We start from the raw sequence: 18618 nt of genomic DNA, 5'->3' as shown, positions 1-18618 counted from the left end.
ATGTCGAGCCGCTCGATCAGGCCGGCCCGGTCCCAGCGCTGGAATTCCTCATCGCTCAGGTCGGGAATCTGCGCGCGCACGCGCTCGCGCACGGCGTCGGCATCGAGGGTGAAATCCAGCCGGATGCGGCGCATGCGCTCGCGCTGGAACTGCAGGGCCTGGCGACGGGCATCATCCGCCGCCCCGTCCGCAAGCGCCCGGGCGATCGCGTCTTCCGCCTGCTGGAAATGCCCCCGGTCGATGTCGGCGACGATGGCCGCGAGCGGATCGCCGGCCTCGGCCAGGCCGGGTACCGGGAGTACTATCGGCCACCCGCACAGCGACAGCCACGCCGCCAGGCGCCGTCGGGCCCGCCTGTCGCGTCCTGTCACCCCGTGCTGGCTTCTGCTCGCATCCACGTCGCACATCCCCACGCCGACTGGTCGCGGTTGTGTAACACGACGTGAACGCAAGGGTCAATAATTTATTCTTGATTTTTATGACGGAAGAAATAAATATTCTTGTGGAAACCGCCCCGGCCATGGCGTCATGGTGGCGGGCGAGGGTTCTGGAAAAGGGGATGGGATGAACACACCGATGTCGTACCGGCCCAGGGACCGTGCAGGTCTGCCGCAGGCGCTGGGTGCGCTCGCGCTGCTCGGCGGGTTGTTCGCCGCGCTGCCGTCGATCGCGCAAGAGCCGCTGGCCGTCCCGGCGCATGCCGTCATCGGAGTACAGGCGCGGCATCTCCAGCCCGAGGACTGGGTCCGCCGCCTGTCCGCACCGGACCGCCTGCTGCTGGACACCCGGGGCGTCGCGGCGCAGAACGAACAGATGTGGCAGCGCGATCGTCATGTGCATGACCTGCAACGCCTGCCCGCGGAACTGACGCGCGCCGACGTGCGCGCGTGGCTCGACCCGTTGTCCTCGGCCCCCACCCGGACGCTGTACGACGACAAGGGACGCGACATCACCCGCGAACAGCTCGCCGGGTTCGTCGCCAACGCAGCGCTGGATGCCATTCCGACCCGTGCGCCTGCACGCTACGGCCTGGTCGTGCATCGCGCCGACCTGCGCACGTTCCCGACACGCGAGCACGTATTCAGCAGCAAGGACGACACCGATATCGACCGATTCCAGGAAAGTGCGCTGTTCCCCGGCACTCCGGTCGTGATCGCCCATACCAGCGCCGACGGCGCGTGGTACTTCGTGGTAAGCCCGCTCTACGCCGCCTGGATCGAGAAACGCCACGTCGGCGAAGGCGCGCGTGAGATGGTGTTCGGATACGGCGCGGGCCCGTCCGCGCTGGTGGTCACCGGCGCCACCGCGCGCACGGTCCACAACCCGGAGGAGCCCGGACTGTCGGCACTGCAGCTGGACATGGGCGTGCGCGTCCCGGTGCTGGCCGACTGGCCGGCCGACAAGCCGGTGAACGGGCAGCATCCCTATACCTCGCATGTCATCCAGCTGCCGGTACGCCGCGATGACGGCACGCTCGCACTGCTGCCCGCGCTGTTGCCCAGGACGGCCGACGTCGCCCCCGACTACCTGCCGTACACCCCGGCCAACCTGCTCCGCCAGAGCTTCAAGTTCCTGGGCGAACGCTATGGCTGGGGCCACCGCTACGACAGCCGCGATTGCAGCGGCTTCGTCTCCGAGGTGTACCGCAGCATGGGCATCATCCTGCCCCGCAACACCAGCGCCCAGGCGGTCAGTCCCGCGCTCGAACGCATCGGCTTCGATGTCGGCGACAGCCACGAGAAGCGGCTGGAGGTCCTCCGCAGCTTGCAGGTCGGCGACCTGATCTACATCCCCGGCCACGTGATGATGGTGATCGGACACGACAACGGCACCACGTACACCATCCACGACACCACCGGCATCACCTATCGCGGCGCCGACGGCCGCGTGGTCCGCACCACGCTCAACTCGGTCGCCGTCACGCCGCTGGAGCCCTTGCTGTTCAACAGCGAGCAATCCACCGTCGATCGCATCACCGCCATCCAGCGCATCCGTCCCCAAGGGGCTCCATGAAGATCACCGACATCACCTTCGGCATGCTGCGCGTGCCGCTGAAGACACCGTTCAAGACCGCGCTGCGCACCGTCGACACGGTGGAGGACATCGTGGTCATCGTGCATACCGACACCGGCCATGTGGGCTATGGCGAAGCGCCTGCCACCGCGGTCATCACCGGCGACACCCACGGCTCGATCGTCGAGGCGATCGGCAAGTTCATCCGCCCGCGGCTGATCGGACAGGAGATCGCCAACCTCAACCACATCACCGACCTGGTGCAGACCGCCCTGGAGCGCAACACCAGTGCCAAGGCGGCCGTCGAGATCGCGGTGTACGACCTGTGGGCGCAGCTGTACGACGCGCCGCTGTACAAGATGCTCGGCGGTGGCGACCCGGTCATCACCACCGACATCACCATCAGCGTCGACTACATCGACAAGATGGTGGCCGACTCGATCAGCGCGGTGGAGCGCGGCTTCGAGTCACTGAAGATCAAGGTGGGCAAGGACATCGGGCTGGACATCGAACGGGTCAAGGCCATCTACTCCGCGGTGGAAGGCCGGGCGCTGCTGCGCCTGGACGCCAACCAGGGCTGGACCGCCAAGCAGGCCGTGTTCGCCATGCAGCACCTGGAGGACGCTGGCGTCGTCCTGGAACTGCTGGAGCAGCCGGTGAAGGCGCGCGACCTGGACGGCCTGAAGTACGTCACCGACCGCGTTCACACGCCGGTGATGGCCGACGAGAGCGTGTTCGGCCCGACCGAGGTCATCGATCTGATCAAGATGCGTGCCGCCGACATCATCAACATCAAGCTGATGAAGACGGGCGGCATTTCCAACGCCATCCGCATCGCCGACATCGCCTCGCTGTACGGCGTGGAGTGCATGATCGGCTGCATGATCGAGACCAGCATCAGCGTGGCCGCCGCCGTGCACGTCGCGGCAGCGAAGGCCAACGTCATCACCAAGGTCGACCTGGACGGACCCTCGCTGGGACAGTTCAACCCCGTCGAGGGCGGGGTGATCTTCAACGAGTCGGAGATCACCATCACCGAGGCGCCGGGCCTGGGTATCCGCGAGATCCGTGGCCTGGAGATGCTGCCGGGCTGAGCCCGGTGGCGATGGCCCGTTGTCAGCACCGTCCACCGCCATCACACTCACGCCATGACAACCTCCCTGGTGAAGATCCGCTCCGAACGCGACCAGATGTCGGCCATCGAACGCCGCATCGCCGACTTCATCCTCGACAACGCGCACCTGCTGCGCGACTACTCGTCGCAACAGCTCGCCAGCGCGCTCGGCATCAGCCAGTCCAGCGTGGTGAAGTTCGCGCAGAAGTTCGGGTTCAAGGGATACCCCGACCTCAAGTACACCATCGGCGAAGCCGTCGCCCGCAACGGCAATGGCCACGCGATGCCGCCGCACGCCGAGAGCGACGACGCCGGCGATGCCTACCAGCAGCTGCAGGACGGCCTGCGCCGCAGCAAGATGGCGGCCGAGGAGGAAACCCGCAGCCTCAACCCGCGCGCGCACATCGAGCCGATCGTCAGCCTGATCGACGGGGCCGACAAGGTGTTCGTGTGCGGCCTGGGCGACGATGGCCTGTTCGCGCGCGAGTTCGCGATGCGGCTGTCGCTGCTGGGACTGCTGACGGTGCACCACGCCGATCCGATCCTGATGATGGCCAACCTGTCGGCCGTGCGTCCCGGCGACGTGCTGCTGATGTTTTCCGAGTTCGGCAAACTGCCCGAGCTCTCGCAGGTGAGCCGGCAGTTCCAGGCCTGTGAGGGCAAGGTCATCTCGATCACGCGCCATACGGCCAATCCCTTGCGTGCGCACGCCGACGCCGCGCTGGTGATCTCGGCGCATGATCCCGCGCCGCACGTGGAACAGCTGCTCTATCGCTCGTCGCTGCAATCGCTGCTCGACTTCGTGTTCGTGCTGCTGTGCCAGTCCAATCCGGACCGCAACCGTCAGCTCGCCATCAACCTCGAACGCATCCACCATCTGCTGGAGTCGTGATGCCCTTACTGTCGTTTCCGCGTCTCCCGTTGGGATCGTTCGCGCTGACCCTCGCCCTGATCGCGAGCAGCGGCCCTGCACTCGCCGCCGATGCGCCCGCGTCGCAGCCCTGGCGCGACGCGCGCCAGCTGGTGCTGGTGGTGACCGAGGGATGGGATGCCACCGACGCTACGTTGCAGCGTTTCGAGTTGCGCGACGGCCGGTGGCAGGCGGYGGCGGCCGCAGCGCCGGTTTCGGTCGGACGCCATGGCAGCGCCTGGGGTCTGGGCCTGCACCCGGCGCAGGCGCGGGGACCGCAGAAGCAGGAGGGCGATGGCCGTGCCCCCGCAGGCGTGTTCACGCTGGGCGAGGCCTTCGGCTATGCCGACAAGGCCGACACGGCCATGCCGTACCGCCCGATGCAGGCGACCAGCTATTGCATCGACGTACCGGATTCCCCGCTCTACAACCGCATCATCGATACGCGCACGGAAGGCGAGGCCGCCGCGAAGGGCTCGACCGAGCCGATGCGGCTGGACCTGCACAACAAGGGCGATGTGCGCTATCGGGAGGGCCTGGTGATCGGCCACAACCCGAAGGCTACGCCGCGCGCCGGCAGCTGCATCTTCGCGCACCTGTGGCGCACGCCGGGCGAGCCGACCGCCGGCTGCACGGCGATGGCAGCCGAGACGATGGACGGTGTGCTGCGCTGGCTGCGCCCTGATGCGCGCCCGGTCTTCGTGCTGCTGCCGCGTGCCGAGTACGCGCGCCTGGCGCATGACTGGCAGTTGCCGGAGGCGGTGCGATGAGGTGGCCAGGCGCCACGGCGCGCGTGCTTCTGGGTCTTGCCGCCGGTGCCGTGGTAGGCCTGGCGCTGGCGCACTGGTCACCTGCGAGTGCCGCCACGGCGGTTGCCATCGCGCAGCCCATCGGCAAGCTGTGGCTCAGTGGACTGCAGATGACGGTGGTGCCGCTGGTGCTGTCGCTGGTGATCCTGGGCGTCGCGACGGCGAGCGATGCTGCGGCTTCCGGCCGCGTGGCGCGGCGCGCGATGGTGGTCTTCATCGCCTTGCTGTCGCTGTTCGCGGCCTACGCGGCCATCGTCGCGCCCCTCATCCTGTCGATGGTGCCGCCGAGTGCCGCGTTGACCGCCACCTTGCACGGCACGCTGCCGGCCTCCGGTGAGGTTGCCGCGCCGGGGCTGGCCGACTGGATCGGTTCGATCGTTCCCAGCAACGCCATCATGGCGGCCGCCCAGGGCGCCATGCTTCCGGTAGTCGTGTTCGCGCTGTTCTTCGGATTCGCGCTGACGCGCGTGCAGGAGGATCGCCGCGCGCAGATCATCGGGTTCTGCCACGGGATCGCCGACACCATGATCGTGATCGTGCGCTGGATGCTGCTGGCAGCGCCGATCGGCGTGTTCGCCCTGGTACTCGCTGTGTGCGCGCAGGCCGGTATCGGCGTCATCGGTGCGCTGGCGGGCTACATCGCCCTGCAGTGCGGCATGTACCTCGGCGCGACGCTGATCTGCTACGTGCTGGTCGCGGTGTTCGCGCGGCAGTCGCCGCTCGCGTTCGCAAAGGCGATCCTGCCCGCGCAGGTCGTGGCTGCCAGCACGCAATCCTCGCTCGCCTCGCTGCCGGCGATGGTGGAGAGCGCGCGCTTCCGCCTGGGACATCCGCGCGCCGTCGCCGCGCTGGTGTTGCCCATGGCGGTGACGCTGTTCCGCATCACCAGCCCGATCCAGTACATCGTGGCGGCATGCTTCGTCGCGTGGGCCTATGGCATCGACGTCAACGCCGTCACGCTCGCCGCCGGCGCCGCACTTGCAGTGGTGATCAGCCTGGGTTCGATCGGCCTGCCGGGCCAGGTGAGTTTCATGGCCACGGTGATGCCGGTGACGCAGTCGATGGGCCTGCCGATCGAACCGCTGGGCCTCCTGCTGGCGGTGGACACCATTCCCGATGTGTTCGCCACGACGGGCAATGTCACGGGTGACCTGACCGCCACCAGCATCGTCGCGCGCCAGTCGCCCGACGCCCACGATACGGATACCCCCACAGGCTGATGCCATCGCCCTCGTTGTCAGGCGTGCGGCGACCGATGTCGCCAGCGTCTGCGCGCCGTGCTGCGATGTCTCGATGGCCGATGGCGTCTGTGTTTGCCRCCCTGCCCCCGCCATGCACCGGCGCATGTCGGCATCCCCGGTTCCCGGATCCGGCGCGCCCTCAGAACGGCGTGAATCGCGGACCCGAGCGGCGCGCAAGCGACGCAGGGTGGTGCGAGAGCCTGTACGTGCTGACGAGTTGGCGGAGCGGATCGGCAATGTCCGCGTGCGCCTGCAGCGACGCGATCACGTCATCCCAGATGCCGTCCTGTGCCCAACGGGTGAAGCGGACATAGATGCTGTGCCACCGCCCCCATGCCAGGGGCAGCCGACCCCACGGTTGCCGCGTGACGGCGACCCACAACACCGCTTCGAGGAATGCCCGCGTCCGCTCGCCATTCAGGGCACGCGCGCGGACCAGGGGCGGCAACGCGGCCAGGATCGCCTCCCAGCGTGCATCGTCCAGTCGCAGCATGTCGGTCTGATCGACCCCGTCTTCGCGTTCCACCCCGAGCACCGGGTTCCTGTCTTGTCCTTCCATCCTGCGTGTCTCCTGACGCCCCGGAAAAACATGCGCGTTTGCACGCGCTGCGGTATCCATCCGCTTGCTGTTTCATTCGTCGCGACGCCACGAAACGGGACACACTTCATGCCCCGACGGGAATTGCAATCGCGCAACTGCTGAAAGTTCCCATCGTGTCCGCGCAATTTATGTACCGCTAAGTTTGGTATTCAGGAGGTGTTGTGAGCGGCGGCGGATACTTCGTGCACCGTCGCTTCCCTGGAGCGACGGACACACAACAACTAGAGAGAAAGACGTCCCATGAAGAAGTCCTTGCTTGCCCTGACCCTGTTGGCTGCCGCTCCGTTCGCCGCGTCGGCCGCGGAAGGCGTTTCCTACAACTATGTGGAAGGCGGCTACACCGCCACGAATATCGATGGCCCCGATGCCGATGGTTGGGCATTGAAGGGATCTGTCGCGCTGCACCCGAATTTCCACGTCTTCGCCGACTACAGCACGCAGGAAGTCGACGACGTCAACGTCGATTTCGACCAGTGGCGCGTCGGCCTGGGCTACAACCATGAGCTGTCCCAGCGCGTCGATCTGCTGACCCGTGTTGCTTACGAGAAGGCCAAAACCGACAGCTTCAACATCGGCGGCGTTCGCGTCCCCAGCTACAGCGCAGACGGTTACAGCGTCGAAGTCGGCGTAAACAGCGCGCTGACCAGCCGCCTCAACGGCTACGCGCTGGCGGGCTATGAAGATGGCGATGACTACGACGGCGAGTTCTACGGCCGTCTCGGCGCGCAGGTGAAGTTCACCCCGAACTGGAGCGCTTCGGCCGACGTCAAGCTGGTCGACGGCGACACCCAGTGGTTCGTCGGTCCCCGCTTCAGCTGGTAATCCTCAACGCTCCCCTCGCGACGCGTCCTCTCTCCCCGCGTCGCACCCCAAAGCCCGGCCCCACGGCCGGGCTTTTCTTCGTGTGATGCGCTCCATTGCGCAAAGAAAAAGCCCGGCATGGCCGGGCTTGTCTCGTCGCATGTCGACGGCACTTACTTGAACAGCGTTTCCGGGTATTCCGGCTTCTGTTCGCGCGAGAGCAGGTGCTGCAGGCCATCGCGCGGGGTCAGGTCGCCATGCAGCACGGCGCGCACCGCGCTGGATATCGGCAGGTCGATGCCGTGCTTGTCCGCCTGGCGCATCACTTCGTCGGCCGTCTGCACGGACTCGACGACCTGCCCGATCTCGCGCACCGCGTCCTGCAACGACTGGCCGCGGCCCAAGGCCAGGCCAAGGCGTCGATTGCGCGACAGGTCACCGGTACATGTAAGCACCAGGTCGCCGAGACCGGCCAACCCCATCAGGGTTTCCGGCTTGGCGCCGATCGCCGCGGACAGGCGCAGCATCTCGTTGAGGCCGCGCGTGATCAGGCCTGCCCGGGCATTCAGGCCCAGCTGCATGCCGTCGGAAACGCCGGTCGCCACGGCCAGCACGTTCTTCATAGCACCGCCGAGTTCGGCACCGACCATGTCGTCGCCGGTATAGGCGCGGAACGCGGGGCCGTGCATCACGTCGGCGACCGCCTGCGCGAACGCCGGATCGGCGCCGTGCACGGTGACGGCGGTGGGGAGGCCCAGCGCGACTTCCTTCGCGAACGAGGGACCGGTGACGACCGCGATCGGCACTTCCGGACCCAGCACCTCTTCGGCGACCTCATGCAGGAAGCGGCCGGATCCTGTTTCGAAGCCTTTCGTCGCCCACGCCACACCCGCCCTGGCCGGGCGCAGAGGCGCCAGCTTGTGGAGCGTCTCGGTGAAGGCGTGCGATGGCACGACGACCAGAACCTGGTCCACATCGGCGAGCGAAGTGGCCAGGTCCGTGGTGGCGCGCAGGTTGTCCGGCAGGGGAATACCGGGCAGGTAGCGGGTGTTCTCGTGCCGCTGGTCGATCGCCTCGGCGACGGCGGCATCGCGGCCCCACAGCGTGACCGCGTGCCCGTGCCTCGCCATCAGCGCGGCGAGCGCGGTGCCCCAGGAACCGGCCCCGAGCACCGCGATCTTCAGCGGATCAGCGGATTGCAGATCAGTCATCCGTCACCCCTGTACGACGCCATCCCGACGGGACAGTGCACCCCGACTCAGGCGTTGCCGACGGGTTCCGAATTGGCCAGGCCGGCATCGCCGCCCTGCGCGGCGCGCTGGCGCAGCGATTCGGCGTACAGCGCTTCGAAGTTGATCGGCTGCAGGAAGAACGGCGGGAAGCCGCCGGCCTGCACCAGGTCGCTGACCAGCTGGCGCACGTACGGGAACAGGATGTTCGGGCACTGGGTGCCGAGCAGCACGTCGACCGCCTGCGGCTCCAGGCCGATCAGGCCGAAGATGCCCGCCTGCTGCACTTCCGCCACGTAGGCGGTCTTGTCGCCGGCCTTGCAGGTCAGGGTCACGCCCAGCACGACTTCGAAGGCGTTCTCGCCGAGGCGCTGCACGCGCTGGTTGAGGTTGAGCTGAAGCTCCGGCTGCACGTTCTCGGCGTAGACCGCCGGCGCACCGGGGACTTCGAAGGAAACGTCCTTGACGTAGATCTTCTCGACAGTGAAAGCGGGGCCAGCGGCTTCGGCGGCAGGCGCGACCGCGCCGTTGGTGGTCTCGTCGGACATTTCTTTGACTCCGGAATCTGGATTGCGGCGGTGAATGGAAATTATGTCATGGCGGCTCGCGGGGCCCGCTTCAAGGGCGGGTCCGCGGCCACGGGAACGGACGGATCAGCGGCCCTTGACCAGCGGCAGGTCCGCCTGCTGCCAGGCGGCGATGCCGCCCTCGAGCGCGTAGACCTTCTCGAAACCCGCCTTCTTCAGGCGTTTGGCAGCGCCACCGGAGACCTGGCCGGTGCGGCAGACCAGCACGACGGGCTGCGACCTGGCGCCGGCCAGCAGCTTGTTCTCGGGGTCGAAGTTGCTCGGCAGTACGTTGCGGCTGCCCGCAATGTGGCCTTTCTCGAAGTCGTTGCTCGCCGACAGGTCCACGACCAGGGCGTTTTCGCTGTTGACCAGCTGGGTCAGCTCGGCAGGGCGAAGCGCCTTGTAGCCGCGGAACAGGCGCGCGATCTCGGTGTAGATGATGGCGACCGTCAGGCCCACGAGGGCGAGCGACAGGATCTGGTTGAAGGGAGAACGGGTGGCGAAAGCCAGGATTTCTTCGAAATTCACGGAGTTGGCGATCTTCGAGCGGGCGGCGATTGTCGCACAGGACGCCGCCGGGGCGTCGCTCGCCTATTCGCCGTTCCAGAGGTCGGGCAGGCCCACCACCAGCCACCAGCGCTTCAGTTCCGGATCCCACCGCCAGCGTTCGCGGTAGCGCATCGTCCGTTCGGCCATGGTGTGCTTGTTGATGACGCGCAGTTCGATCGCGCGCTCGACGGTTCCGTCGGGACCTCCGCTGGTCGACAGGTCCCGGTATCCCGAGATCTGCACCTGCTGGTAGCGCTCGAACTCCAGCTCGGTCATCGGATGCTCGGCCTTGTAGGCCGGGTCGACGGCCTTCCAGGCATTCTCGAAATCGCCCCAGCGGATCGAGGCCGCATACGCATCCTGGACTTCCTGCAGCTTGCCGCGCTGCAGGCGGCCTTGCGCCGCCGCGGGCACCAGCGCCAGCAACAGTCCCGCCGCCAGCAGCCATTTCACGATCACGCGCATGAGCACCCCCCGGTCATGCCGGCATGCTACCGCTTCGCGATGGCGACGAACCGCCCGCTGAGCGTGGTAGCCATGCCGCCTTCAGGCAACCGCACGCTCGCCTCCACCTGGATGCGGGCGCGACCGCGCTGCACGAGCGTGTCGATGAAGGCCTCCATCGACTGGCCTTCCGCGAAGGTCGCCTCCGCGACCAGGTCGCCGTAGAGCGGGGCGAGGTAGCGGATCTGGCTGTCGGCCACGTAGACCTCGGCTTTCAGTCCGGCCAGCCGCAACTTCAGCGTCACCAGACCCCAGCCGGCCACCGTCATCAGCGAGGTCAGGCTGCCCCCGAACGCATTGCCCTTGTCGTTGACGTTGGCCGACAGCGGCGCCGTCAACCGCAGGACGTCGTCGCGGAATCCCTCCACTTCCACGCGCATCGCGGCCACCGGCGGCATGCCGCCGCAATAGTCGCTCAGTTCCTGCAGGGCTTCTTCGGGACGCATCACTCATAATCCGCGCATGGGACATCCAACGCCGCCGGCATGGTACGTCATCTCGCTGCGGCCCCAGGGCGGGCACGACGCGCTCAGGCGCGCCGCGCACCGCCGCGGCGCCGGCCTGCTCGCCCTGTCGCCCTGGCGCATCCGACGCTGCGACGATGGCGCGGCGCTCGATGCCTTGCGGGCTGCGCTCGCGTGCCCGATCGTGGTGTTCACGAGTCCGGCCGCGGTCGCTGCGGCCCATGCGCTGCAGCCCCTGCGCGACCGGGACGGACAGGCCTGGCTGGCCGTAGGCAGCGGTAMTGCCGCCGCCTTGCGGCGCGCCGGCATCGGACACGTCTCGTTTCCCGCACGAATGGACAGCGAAGGCCTGCTGTCCCTGCCCGAACTGGCCAGCATCCGCGGCACACCCCTGGGCTTCGTCACCGCGCCGGACGGTCGCAACCTGCTGGTTCCGACGCTGCACTCCCGCGGCGCCCGCGTGCACCTCGCGGAGGTCTACCGGCGCGAGCCAGTGGCGCTGGATGCCCGCGCGATCGAGGCGTTCGCCGCCCTGGATGCGCCTGCCTGCCTGCTGCTCAGCAGCGGCGCGGCGCTCGAACAGGTGCTGGCGCAACTTCCGGGAAGCCTCGCCGCCCGGTTCAAGGCCTTGCCGGTGGCGGCCGCGAGCCAGCGCCTGGTGGACGCGGCACGCGAAGCCGGCTTTGCCCATGTGGTGCTCGCCGAGGGACCGCGACCGGCCCAACTGATGAAGGCGGCGTGCACGATCGGCTGCCCCGGCATCCGGTAGCATCTGCGGCATCCATCACGTTTCGCCTGCAGCCAAGGACGCCTGTGAACGACCAGCCCTCTTCTCCGCAAGGTTCCGGCCATCGCGCGCGCCTGGCGTGGGCGGCGCTGGCGGTGGTGGTGGTCGGCATCGGCGCGTGGCGGGGCTGGGCGTGGTGGCAGGAACGCGACGCGCGCGCGCAGACGCTGCAGTCGACAGCGGAGCAACGCCTTGAAGCGCTGGAGTCGCGCACCGATGCCCTGCGTCGCGACCAGCGTGCGCAGGCACAACGCCTGCTGGACGCGGCGGCTACCAACCGCGTGCTGCGCGACGAAGTGCTCGGCCTGGGCCAGCGTGGTGCGCTGCTCGAGGAGAGCGTGGCCAAGCTCACCGATCCCACCCGCCATGGCGCGCAGGCGCTGCGGCTGGATGAAGTGGAGTTGTTGCTCTCGCAGGCCGCGCAGCGGCTGGACATCGCACGCGATGTGGCGGGCGCGCGGCGGGCGTACGCGCTGGCCGCCGGCGTCCTGGACGGGATCGACGACCATCGACTGCTCAACCTGAAACAGGCACTGGCGCAGGAGCGCGCGGCGCTGGATGCGCTCGGCGAGGGTCCGCAGGCGACAGCCATGAAGCGGCTGGAGGCGATCGCCGCCGCCCTGCCCGGATTGCCGCGCGAGCGGGACGCCGTCGCCGACCAGGCGTCGCGTCCGGCTTGGCAACGGTGGCTGTCACCGCTGGTCGACGTGCGTCCGTCCCGCGACAGCACGCTGGTGACGCCGGAAGACCGCGCCACCGGCGACGCGGCGCTGCAGATCGAGATCAGTCTGGCGCGGGCCGCGCTGGAGCGCGACGACGATGCCGCCTTCCGCGCCGCACTGGCGCGCGTCGAGGGCTGGCTGCCGCGCTTGTGGCCCGATTCACCCGCACGACGGCAGGTTCACGCGCAGTTGCGCACATTGCAGGCGACGTCGGCGCCGGTCCGTCCCACGGAACTGGGCAGCACGCTGCAGCAGCTGCGCGCACTGCGCAGCGCGGGCGTGCGCCTGCCGGTGTCGACGCCATCCACCGATCCGCAGGAGGCCGCGCTATGAAGGTGTTCCGTACCGTGGTGGTGCTGTTGGTGCTGCTGCTGGCCGGCGTGCTGGCGTCGCAGTGGATGGCGACCACGGATCGCGATCTCGGCGAGGTGTTCCTCCGGTTCGCAGGGTACGACCTGCAGACCAATGTCCCGCGCGCACTGCTTGCCCTGCTGCTGATCACGGCCGCGGCCTGGTTGTCCTGGCACCTGCTGTCGCTGCCGTTCCGCGCATGGGGCCGCCATCGTCGCAAGCAGGCGCGCGCACGGCTCATCGATGGCCTGGACGCCCTGCACGCCGGGCATTGGCAGAAGGCGGAAAAGCTGCTCGAACGTGCCGCAGACGACACGGAAGTCGGTGCGATCGCGCGCGTGGCCGCGGTGCGCGCGGCGCAGGCCCGTGGCGACGATGCGGCCGTGCAGCGCCATTTGACGGCACTGCGCGAGCGGTCCGTCCAGGCGCACGCGATCACGGCCGCGCAGATCGCGCTCGATGGCGGACAGCCTCAAGAAGCACTGGCCCTGCTGGATGCCGTCGACGTGCAACCCCTGCCCCCGCGCGGCCTGGCACTGCGCGCCGATGCGCTCGCGGCCACCGCCCGCGCAGGTGAGGCCTATGGGTTGTTGGGCGCATTGAAGCAGCAGCAGGCCTTGGCGCCGTCCGCGTTCGACGCGCTGGAGATCCGCTTGGCCACACAGTCGTTGCGCGAAGCGGCCGATCCGAACGTACTGGCCGAGCGCTGGGAAGCCCTGACCAAACCCTTGCGCGTGCAGGCGCCTGTCGTGGCCGCCTACGCGGAGCGGGCCGCCGCGCTGCGCTGGGAGGACGCGGCGACGCGCAGCATCGAACAGGCCCTGGAGGCCCGCTGGGACGAAAGCCTCGTGGCCCTGTACGGCCGCCTGCCGGTGGGCAAACTGGATTCCCGTCGCGCCAGCGCGCAGCACTGGCTGCACGCGCACCCGGCCAGTCCCGCCCTGTTGGTGACGCTGGGACGGCTCGCGCGGCAGCAGGGCCAGTGGACCGCAGCGCAGGAATTCCTCCATCGCGCGGTCGCGCAGGGCGCCGGCGCCGATGCGTGGGAAGAGCTGGCCACCGGCTTCAACGAAGCGGGCGACACCGTGTCGGCGCAGCAATGCCATGCCAACGTGGTGAAGGCCGCGCGGGGAGAAGCGCCGGTTCGTTTGCCGGTGCGCGACATGCGGCAGGAAATCCATGACGCCGCCGTCGTCGAAGAGCGCGACGCGCACGGCCTGCCGCGGCTCAAGGAGTGAGGATCACGCGGCGGACGGCTTCCTGCGCCAACGGCGCCACCCGATCACCGCCGCCAGCACCACCAGCCACACCGGCCACAGGGCAGCCAGCGCCACCACGACCTGCTGGCCGGCACGCCAACCCACCCTCAGCGCATCGCCCAGCTGGCTGAAAAAGCCGGGTCCGTTGTCGCGGAACACGGCATCCACGTCCACGCGCTCTGCCTTGCGTACCTGCACATCCTGACGCAGCGACAGCGTGATGGTGCTGAACGCCACGCGGTCCTCGAACTCTTTCTGCGCGATCACGGCTTCGTCGCGCTGGCCACGCGCTTCGCCACGCGCTTCGATGGCGTCGGCCTTGTCGGCGAGCTTGCCGCCTGCCTGCACCGCGTCGCCGAGTTCCTGCTGCTGGTCCTGTGCGCGCTGCCGCGCCAATTGCTGACGCAACAGCTCGAACTGCGCATCGCGCGCACTGAAGTTGCGGCGCTCCAGGAACTCCATCTGCGATGCGATGGCACGCAGGAATACCTGGGTCCGCTCGCTCGGCACGCGCACGGTCAGTTCGCCCTGTAGCCGGTACTCGGAAAGCTCCAGTCGCTTGCCGTCGCCGATCGGTCGGCTCTGCACGCGCTGCACTTGTGCCTGGATGTCGTTGTCGACGGTGAAACCGCCCTGCTTCGCGACTTCATCCTCGATCGCCAACGCCGTGCGGTAGACATCCTTCACCTGGAACTCCGCGGCGGCGGTGCGGATGAAGCGGCGTTGCGGATCCACCTGCACCAGCACGTCGGAGGCCAGTTGCGAGGCATCGACGCCCGGTGTCTGCAGCGGTGGCGGTTCCAGGTTTTTCTGCGGTGGCGCCGCTGCTGCGGCATTAGCGGCTTCGGCCATCGCCGGGGCGGACTCCATCGCCACCTCTGCGTCGGCCGGGGCCATCTCGTGCTTGCTGCAGGCGGTCGCCAGGGCCAACAGGCCCAAGAAGGAAACGACAAGGCACTTCCTGTACATGCGCATGGGAACTCCGGAGAGAGGAAAAAGGCGTAGCCGGATGGCCGTGCCGCACTCCAACGCGCGGCGGCGTCGAATGGGGTCGCGAGGCGTCATGGCGCCTTCGTCGTCGGTCCGGGTTCGCAGATCACGCAGCGGCCGCCGGGGTGCTCGGCGTTTCGCACCGACTTCAGGATGCGACGGGCTTCTGCCTGGCGCCGGGCGACGGTTGCGGTTTCTYCGGAGCCGTAGCGTTCGGCCAACGCGTACAGCACGACGACGTTCTCCATCGGACCTCCCGCCATGTTCAACGCCGCCCAGTCGGACAGCAGGTTCGCCACTACTGGATCCTTCGGCAGGACGAACTGCATGCGCTCGCCCAGCTGGTAGGCGAAGGCCTGATTCAGTGCGTACGCGTCGACACGCCGGCCGTCGTTGCCGGCCGGCAAGGTGGCAGGCAGTGGCGGGACCGTTGCGTCGCCGAACTGTAGGCCCGCAATCGAGTACCTCGCCAGGCGCACGGGATCCTTCGCCGACGCGAGCTTGCTCTCCAGGATCCGCGCGTGCAGCCATTCGGTACCRAAGTGTTCCGCCGGATTGCGCTGGATGCCCAAGCGTATCCAGGCCAGCGCCGGCGCGTCGTGGCCGGAAAGCTCCAATGCCGTGCCCAGATTGGCTGCTGTCTCGTGGTGGCCAGGCCAGCGACGCTCGATGGACAGCAACAGCTGCGCCGCCCGCGAGTGCTGGCCCTGGTACATCAGCAGGATGGCGAGCTTGGTCAGGTTCTCCAGGTCCGGCACCGACTGGGCCTCGGCGATGAGGCTCCGCGCGTTCCGCAGATAGTGTTTCCTGACCTCGTTCGACGTCAGTCTCGCTTCCAGCTGTTCGCCGACGTCATCGTGGACATCAAACTGCCGCCCCTGATGATCGGTCCCGATCGCGTTGACGCAAGCCTGCACCGGACCTGCCGCACCGAAGGCAAACGCCGCCAGCAGCATCCATCCCTTGTGTCGCATCCTGCCGCCCCCCTGCCTGCATCCCATAACGCACGCTATCCGATGAGCGGCCAGAGGGGAACGGGGGTGGGCCGTGGGCGTGTGACAATCGGATCAGCTGCCCTTCGGTAATCCGCGATGACCCGAACCCTGCACGTCCTGCTGCTCATGATGCTCCTCGTCATCGTGCCGGCGCAGGCGGAGACACCGGTCGCCCGGGGAACCGGCGGCGCTGCGGCGACGATCAGCGAGCAGGCCACGCAATCCGCCATCGCGATCCTGGACCAGGGCGGCAACGCGGTCGATGCCGCCGTCGCGGCGGCGGCGACGCTCGGGGTGACCGATCCTTTCAGTTGCGGCATCGGCGGCGGCGGTTTCATGGTGGTCTACCTGGCGAAGGATAGGCGGGTCATCACGATCGATCATCGCGAGGCCGCGCCAGCTGCCACCACGTCGGCACTTTTCATCGAAGACGGCAAGGAGATGGACTTCGACACCGCGATCGCCAGCGGGCTGTCCGTCGGCGTACCCGGCACCGTGCGCGGCTGGCACGAGGCGTTGCAGCGTTATGGCTCGATGTCGCTCGCGCAGGTGCTCGCGCCTGCGATCACAGTCGCGGAGGAGGGCTTCACCGTCGACGCCAACTTCTCACGCCTGGCGGAAGTGAACGAACGCAAGTTCAACCGTTTCCCCGCAACGGCGGCRTTGTACCTGAGGCATGGCAGGACCATCCCGGCCGGCACCCTGCTGCGCAATCCCGATCTCGCCCGCACGTACCGCCTGCTGGCGGACGGCGGCGTGGATGCGTTCTACGCGGGCCCGCTGGCAAGCGCCATCGTCGACACGGTCAACCGCCCACCGACCGCGCCGGGCGTGCCGGTGCGGGGTAGCCGCATGACACTCGCCGACCTGGCCAACTACGAAGCGCGCCTGCGCCTGCCGGTGCATTCCACCTATCGCGGCTACGATCTCTACGGCCTGGCGCCACCGAGCAGCGGCGGCGTGACCGCATTCGAAGCGCTGAACATCCTCGAGGGCTACGACCTGAAGACGATGCCGCGTGCGCAGGTCGAGCATCTGTATCTGGAAGCAAGCCGCCTGGCCTTCGCCGACCGCGATGCCTACCTGGCCGACCCGGAGTATGTCGATGCGCCGGTGACGGGCTTGCTGAGCAAGGACTATGCGGCACAGCGGCGTACGCTGATCGCTCGCGACAAGGCCGCATCAGGGCGCGTGGCCGCCGGCGACCCCTATCCGTTCCAGCAGGATCCCAGTCATCCCCTGCGCTCCACACCGCGCGCACTGCCCCCTGAAAACACGCACACCACCCACTTGACCGTGTCCGACAAGGACGGAAACGTCGTCGCCTATACCTTCACCATCGAAGACTGGGGCGGCAGCGGCATGGTGGTGCCCGGTTATGGCTTCCTGCTCAACAACGAGCTGACCGATTTCGATTTCACCGCGCCGCATCCGAACATCCCCGAACCCGGCAAGCGCCCGCGCAGCAGCATGACGCCGACGATCGCGCTGAAGGACGGCGAGCCCGCATTCTCGATCGGCAGTCCGGGCGGTTCCACCATCATCACGACGGTGCTGCAGACCATCGTCAACTACGTCGACCTCGGCATGCCGATGGACCAGGCCATCGACGCGCCGCGGTTGTCGCAGCGCAATGGCGAGGTGACCGATATCGAACCCGGGTTCGCCGGCAGCGCCCAGGCGAAGGCGCTGGCGCATCTCGGGCAGCGCTGGTCGGATCAACCCGAAGAGATCGGCGCCGCGAACGCGCTGGTCTTCAATGCGGATGGCACGGTGACGGCGGTAAGCGAAGGCCACCGTCATGGCGTCGGCAGTGCACAGGTGCAGACGCCGGCCCGCTAGTCGCGACCGGCGCCGCGCGATCGCCTATCGCTCGATGATGGCGACGACGCCCATGCCGCCTGCCGTGCAGATGGACACCAGCGCACGGCCGCCGCCGCGCTGCTTCAGTTCCTTCGCCACCGTGGCGACGATGCGCGCACCGGTGGCGGCGAACGGATGGCCCGTCGCCAGCGAGGAGCCATTCGGATTCATCTTGGCCGGATCGATCCTGCCCAGCGGTGCGTCCAGGCCCAGGCGGTTGCGGCAGTAGTCCTCGCTCTCCCACGCGCGCAGCGTGCACAGCACCTGCGCGGCGAAGGCTTCGTGGATCTCGTAGATGTCGAAATCCTGCAGCGTCAGGCCGTTGCGCTTGAGCATCTCCGGCACGGCCACCGTCGGCGCCATCAGCAGGCCTTCGCCGTGGACGAAGTCGACCGCCGACACCTGCGCATCCTTCAGATAGGCCAGCGGCTCGTGGCCGTGCGCCCTCGCCCACTCGTCGCTGGCCAGCAGCACCGCCGCGGCGCCGTCGGTCAGCGGGGTGGAGTTGGCGGCGGTCAGCGTGCCGCGGCCCGAGGTCTTGTCGAAGGCGGGCTTCAGCGTGGCGAGCTTCTCCAGCGAGGTGTCGGCGCGCAGGATGTTGTCACGCTCCAGGCCGCGGAATGGCGCGATCAGGTCGTCGAAGAAGCCGCGCTCGTACGCGGCGGCCAGCTTCTTGTGCGAGGCCACCGCGAGTTCGTCCTGCGAATCGCGCGAAATGCTCCACTCCTTCGCCATATCCTCGCAGTGCTCGCCCATGCTCTTGCCGGTGCGCGGCTCGGCCACACCGGGGAACTCGGGCTTCAGTTCGCCGAACTTGAAGCCGCTCACCAGCGCCTTGAGCTTGTCC

The 18618-nt window shown here is 68.1% G+C and carries 19 protein-coding genes and 1 pseudogene; 10 read left to right on the top strand and 10 right to left on the bottom strand.

Annotated elements, in window-relative coordinates; translation table 11 throughout:
• A pseudogene (locus AC04L7_RS01775) lies at positions 1 to 398 on the bottom strand (transglutaminase domain-containing protein); the annotation flags it as partial.
• A 166-nt stretch (positions 399 to 564) separates the two neighbouring features.
• Here AC04L7_RS01775 and AC04L7_RS01770 point away from each other — a divergent pair.
• From AC04L7_RS01770 to AC04L7_RS01750, 5 genes are read left to right on the top strand one after another with little or no spacing between them, the layout of a single operon-like run.
• The gene (locus AC04L7_RS01770) at positions 565 to 2013 is read left to right on the top strand and encodes a C40 family peptidase (RefSeq protein WP_435996000.1); all 1449 of its coding nucleotides are present in this window, start codon (positions 565 to 567) and stop codon (positions 2011 to 2013) included.
• Positions 2010 to 3107, top strand: a complete 1098-nt coding sequence (locus AC04L7_RS01765) for a dipeptide epimerase (RefSeq protein ID WP_296278578.1) — start codon at positions 2010 to 2012, stop codon at positions 3105 to 3107. Before AC04L7_RS01770 ends, AC04L7_RS01765 begins: the two co-directional genes overlap by 4 nt.
• Positions 3108 to 3161: 54 nt before the next feature.
• Positions 3162 to 4019, top strand: coding sequence for a MurR/RpiR family transcriptional regulator (locus tag AC04L7_RS01760; protein ID WP_299344993.1), 858 nt, complete (start codon positions 3162 to 3164; stop codon positions 4017 to 4019).
• Positions 4019 to 4807: a L,D-transpeptidase family protein gene (locus AC04L7_RS01755; RefSeq protein WP_475512436.1), complete on the top strand. Its 789-nt coding sequence runs from the start codon at positions 4019 to 4021 to the stop codon at positions 4805 to 4807. The genes AC04L7_RS01760 and AC04L7_RS01755 overlap by 1 nt, the downstream gene beginning before the upstream one ends.
• Complete coding sequence (locus AC04L7_RS01750) at positions 4804 to 6066, top strand: dicarboxylate/amino acid:cation symporter (RefSeq protein WP_435995995.1); 1263 nt, start codon at positions 4804 to 4806, stop codon at positions 6064 to 6066. The genes AC04L7_RS01755 and AC04L7_RS01750 overlap by 4 nt, the downstream gene beginning before the upstream one ends.
• 160 nt (positions 6067 to 6226) lie before the next feature.
• On the opposite strand, the gene AC04L7_RS01745 is transcribed toward AC04L7_RS01750, so the two are convergent.
• On the bottom strand, positions 6227 to 6646 hold the full coding sequence (locus AC04L7_RS01745) for a transposase (protein ID WP_296278582.1): 420 nt from the start codon (positions 6644 to 6646) through the stop codon (positions 6227 to 6229).
• Between the two features lie 282 nt (positions 6647 to 6928).
• Here AC04L7_RS01745 and AC04L7_RS01740 point away from each other — a divergent pair, with 282 nt between their 5' ends.
• Positions 6929 to 7510, top strand: a complete 582-nt coding sequence (locus AC04L7_RS01740; protein ID WP_435995992.1) for an OmpO family porin — start codon at positions 6929 to 6931, stop codon at positions 7508 to 7510.
• A 152-nt stretch (positions 7511 to 7662) separates the two neighbouring features.
• Here AC04L7_RS01740 and AC04L7_RS01735 read toward each other — a convergent pair whose 3' ends face one another.
• The 5 genes from AC04L7_RS01735 to AC04L7_RS01715 all read right to left on the bottom strand — a co-directional run bounded on the left by AC04L7_RS01735 (position 7663) and on the right by AC04L7_RS01715 (position 10786).
• The gene (locus tag AC04L7_RS01735) at positions 7663 to 8700 is read right to left on the bottom strand and encodes an NAD(P)H-dependent glycerol-3-phosphate dehydrogenase (protein ID WP_296278584.1); all 1038 of its coding nucleotides are present in this window, start codon (positions 8698 to 8700) and stop codon (positions 7663 to 7665) included.
• A gap of 47 nt (positions 8701 to 8747) precedes the next feature.
• The gene (secB, locus tag AC04L7_RS01730) at positions 8748 to 9266 is read right to left on the bottom strand and encodes a protein-export chaperone SecB (protein ID WP_296278585.1); all 519 of its coding nucleotides are present in this window, start codon (positions 9264 to 9266) and stop codon (positions 8748 to 8750) included.
• A 105-nt stretch (positions 9267 to 9371) separates the two neighbouring features.
• Positions 9372 to 9815, bottom strand: coding sequence for a rhodanese-like domain-containing protein (locus tag AC04L7_RS01725; protein WP_435995989.1), 444 nt, complete (start codon positions 9813 to 9815; stop codon positions 9372 to 9374).
• Positions 9816 to 9878: 63 nt separating this feature from the next.
• Positions 9879 to 10301 (bottom strand): hypothetical protein, encoded by a 423-nt coding sequence (locus tag AC04L7_RS01720; protein ID WP_435995987.1) that lies wholly within the window; start codon positions 10299 to 10301, stop codon positions 9879 to 9881.
• A 26-nt stretch (positions 10302 to 10327) separates the two neighbouring features.
• The gene (locus tag AC04L7_RS01715; protein WP_435995985.1) at positions 10328 to 10786 is read right to left on the bottom strand and encodes a YiiD C-terminal domain-containing protein; all 459 of its coding nucleotides are present in this window, start codon (positions 10784 to 10786) and stop codon (positions 10328 to 10330) included.
• A 16-nt stretch (positions 10787 to 10802) separates the two neighbouring features.
• Here AC04L7_RS01715 and AC04L7_RS01710 point away from each other — a divergent pair, with 16 nt between their 5' ends.
• Genes AC04L7_RS01710 through AC04L7_RS01700 form a run of 3 tightly spaced genes read left to right on the top strand, consistent with a single transcriptional unit; the run spans position 10803 to position 13902 of the window.
• On the top strand, positions 10803 to 11573 hold the full coding sequence (locus AC04L7_RS01710) for a uroporphyrinogen-III synthase (protein WP_475512435.1): 771 nt from the start codon (positions 10803 to 10805) through the stop codon (positions 11571 to 11573).
• Between the two features lie 44 nt (positions 11574 to 11617).
• Positions 11618 to 12646 carry a uroporphyrinogen-III C-methyltransferase gene (locus AC04L7_RS01705; protein WP_435995981.1) on the top strand — a complete coding sequence of 343 codons (1029 nt, stop codon included), beginning with the start codon at positions 11618 to 11620 and terminating at the stop codon, positions 12644 to 12646.
• Entirely contained in the window at positions 12643 to 13902 is a 1260-nt protein-coding gene (locus AC04L7_RS01700) for a heme biosynthesis protein HemY (protein WP_435995979.1), read from the top strand. The genes AC04L7_RS01705 and AC04L7_RS01700 overlap by 4 nt, the downstream gene beginning before the upstream one ends.
• Positions 13903 to 13905: 3 nt before the next feature.
• On the opposite strand, the gene AC04L7_RS01695 is transcribed toward AC04L7_RS01700, so the two are convergent.
• Both AC04L7_RS01695 and AC04L7_RS01690 read right to left on the bottom strand, forming a co-directional pair.
• Positions 13906 to 14898, bottom strand: a complete 993-nt coding sequence (locus AC04L7_RS01695; RefSeq protein ID WP_435995977.1) for a DUF4349 domain-containing protein — start codon at positions 14896 to 14898, stop codon at positions 13906 to 13908.
• 86 nt (positions 14899 to 14984) lie between these two features.
• Positions 14985 to 15887, bottom strand: coding sequence for a hypothetical protein (locus AC04L7_RS01690; protein WP_475512434.1), 903 nt, complete (start codon positions 15885 to 15887; stop codon positions 14985 to 14987).
• Between the two features lie 117 nt (positions 15888 to 16004).
• On the opposite strand from AC04L7_RS01690, the gene ggt reads away from it, so the two are divergent.
• On the top strand, positions 16005 to 17750 hold the full coding sequence (gene ggt, locus AC04L7_RS01685) for a gamma-glutamyltransferase (protein WP_435995973.1): 1746 nt from the start codon (positions 16005 to 16007) through the stop codon (positions 17748 to 17750).
• Between the two features lie 24 nt (positions 17751 to 17774).
• Here the strand turns inward: ggt and AC04L7_RS01680 are convergent.
• On the bottom strand, positions 17775 to 18618 hold an 844-nt coding region (locus AC04L7_RS01680; protein WP_475512433.1), incomplete at its 5' end, for an acetyl-CoA C-acyltransferase.

Source organism: Pseudoxanthomonas sp. LjRoot204_2 (assembly GCF_056175765.1).
Note: the sequence above shows the minus strand (reverse complement) of the source record. Positions and strands in the feature narration are given on the sequence as shown.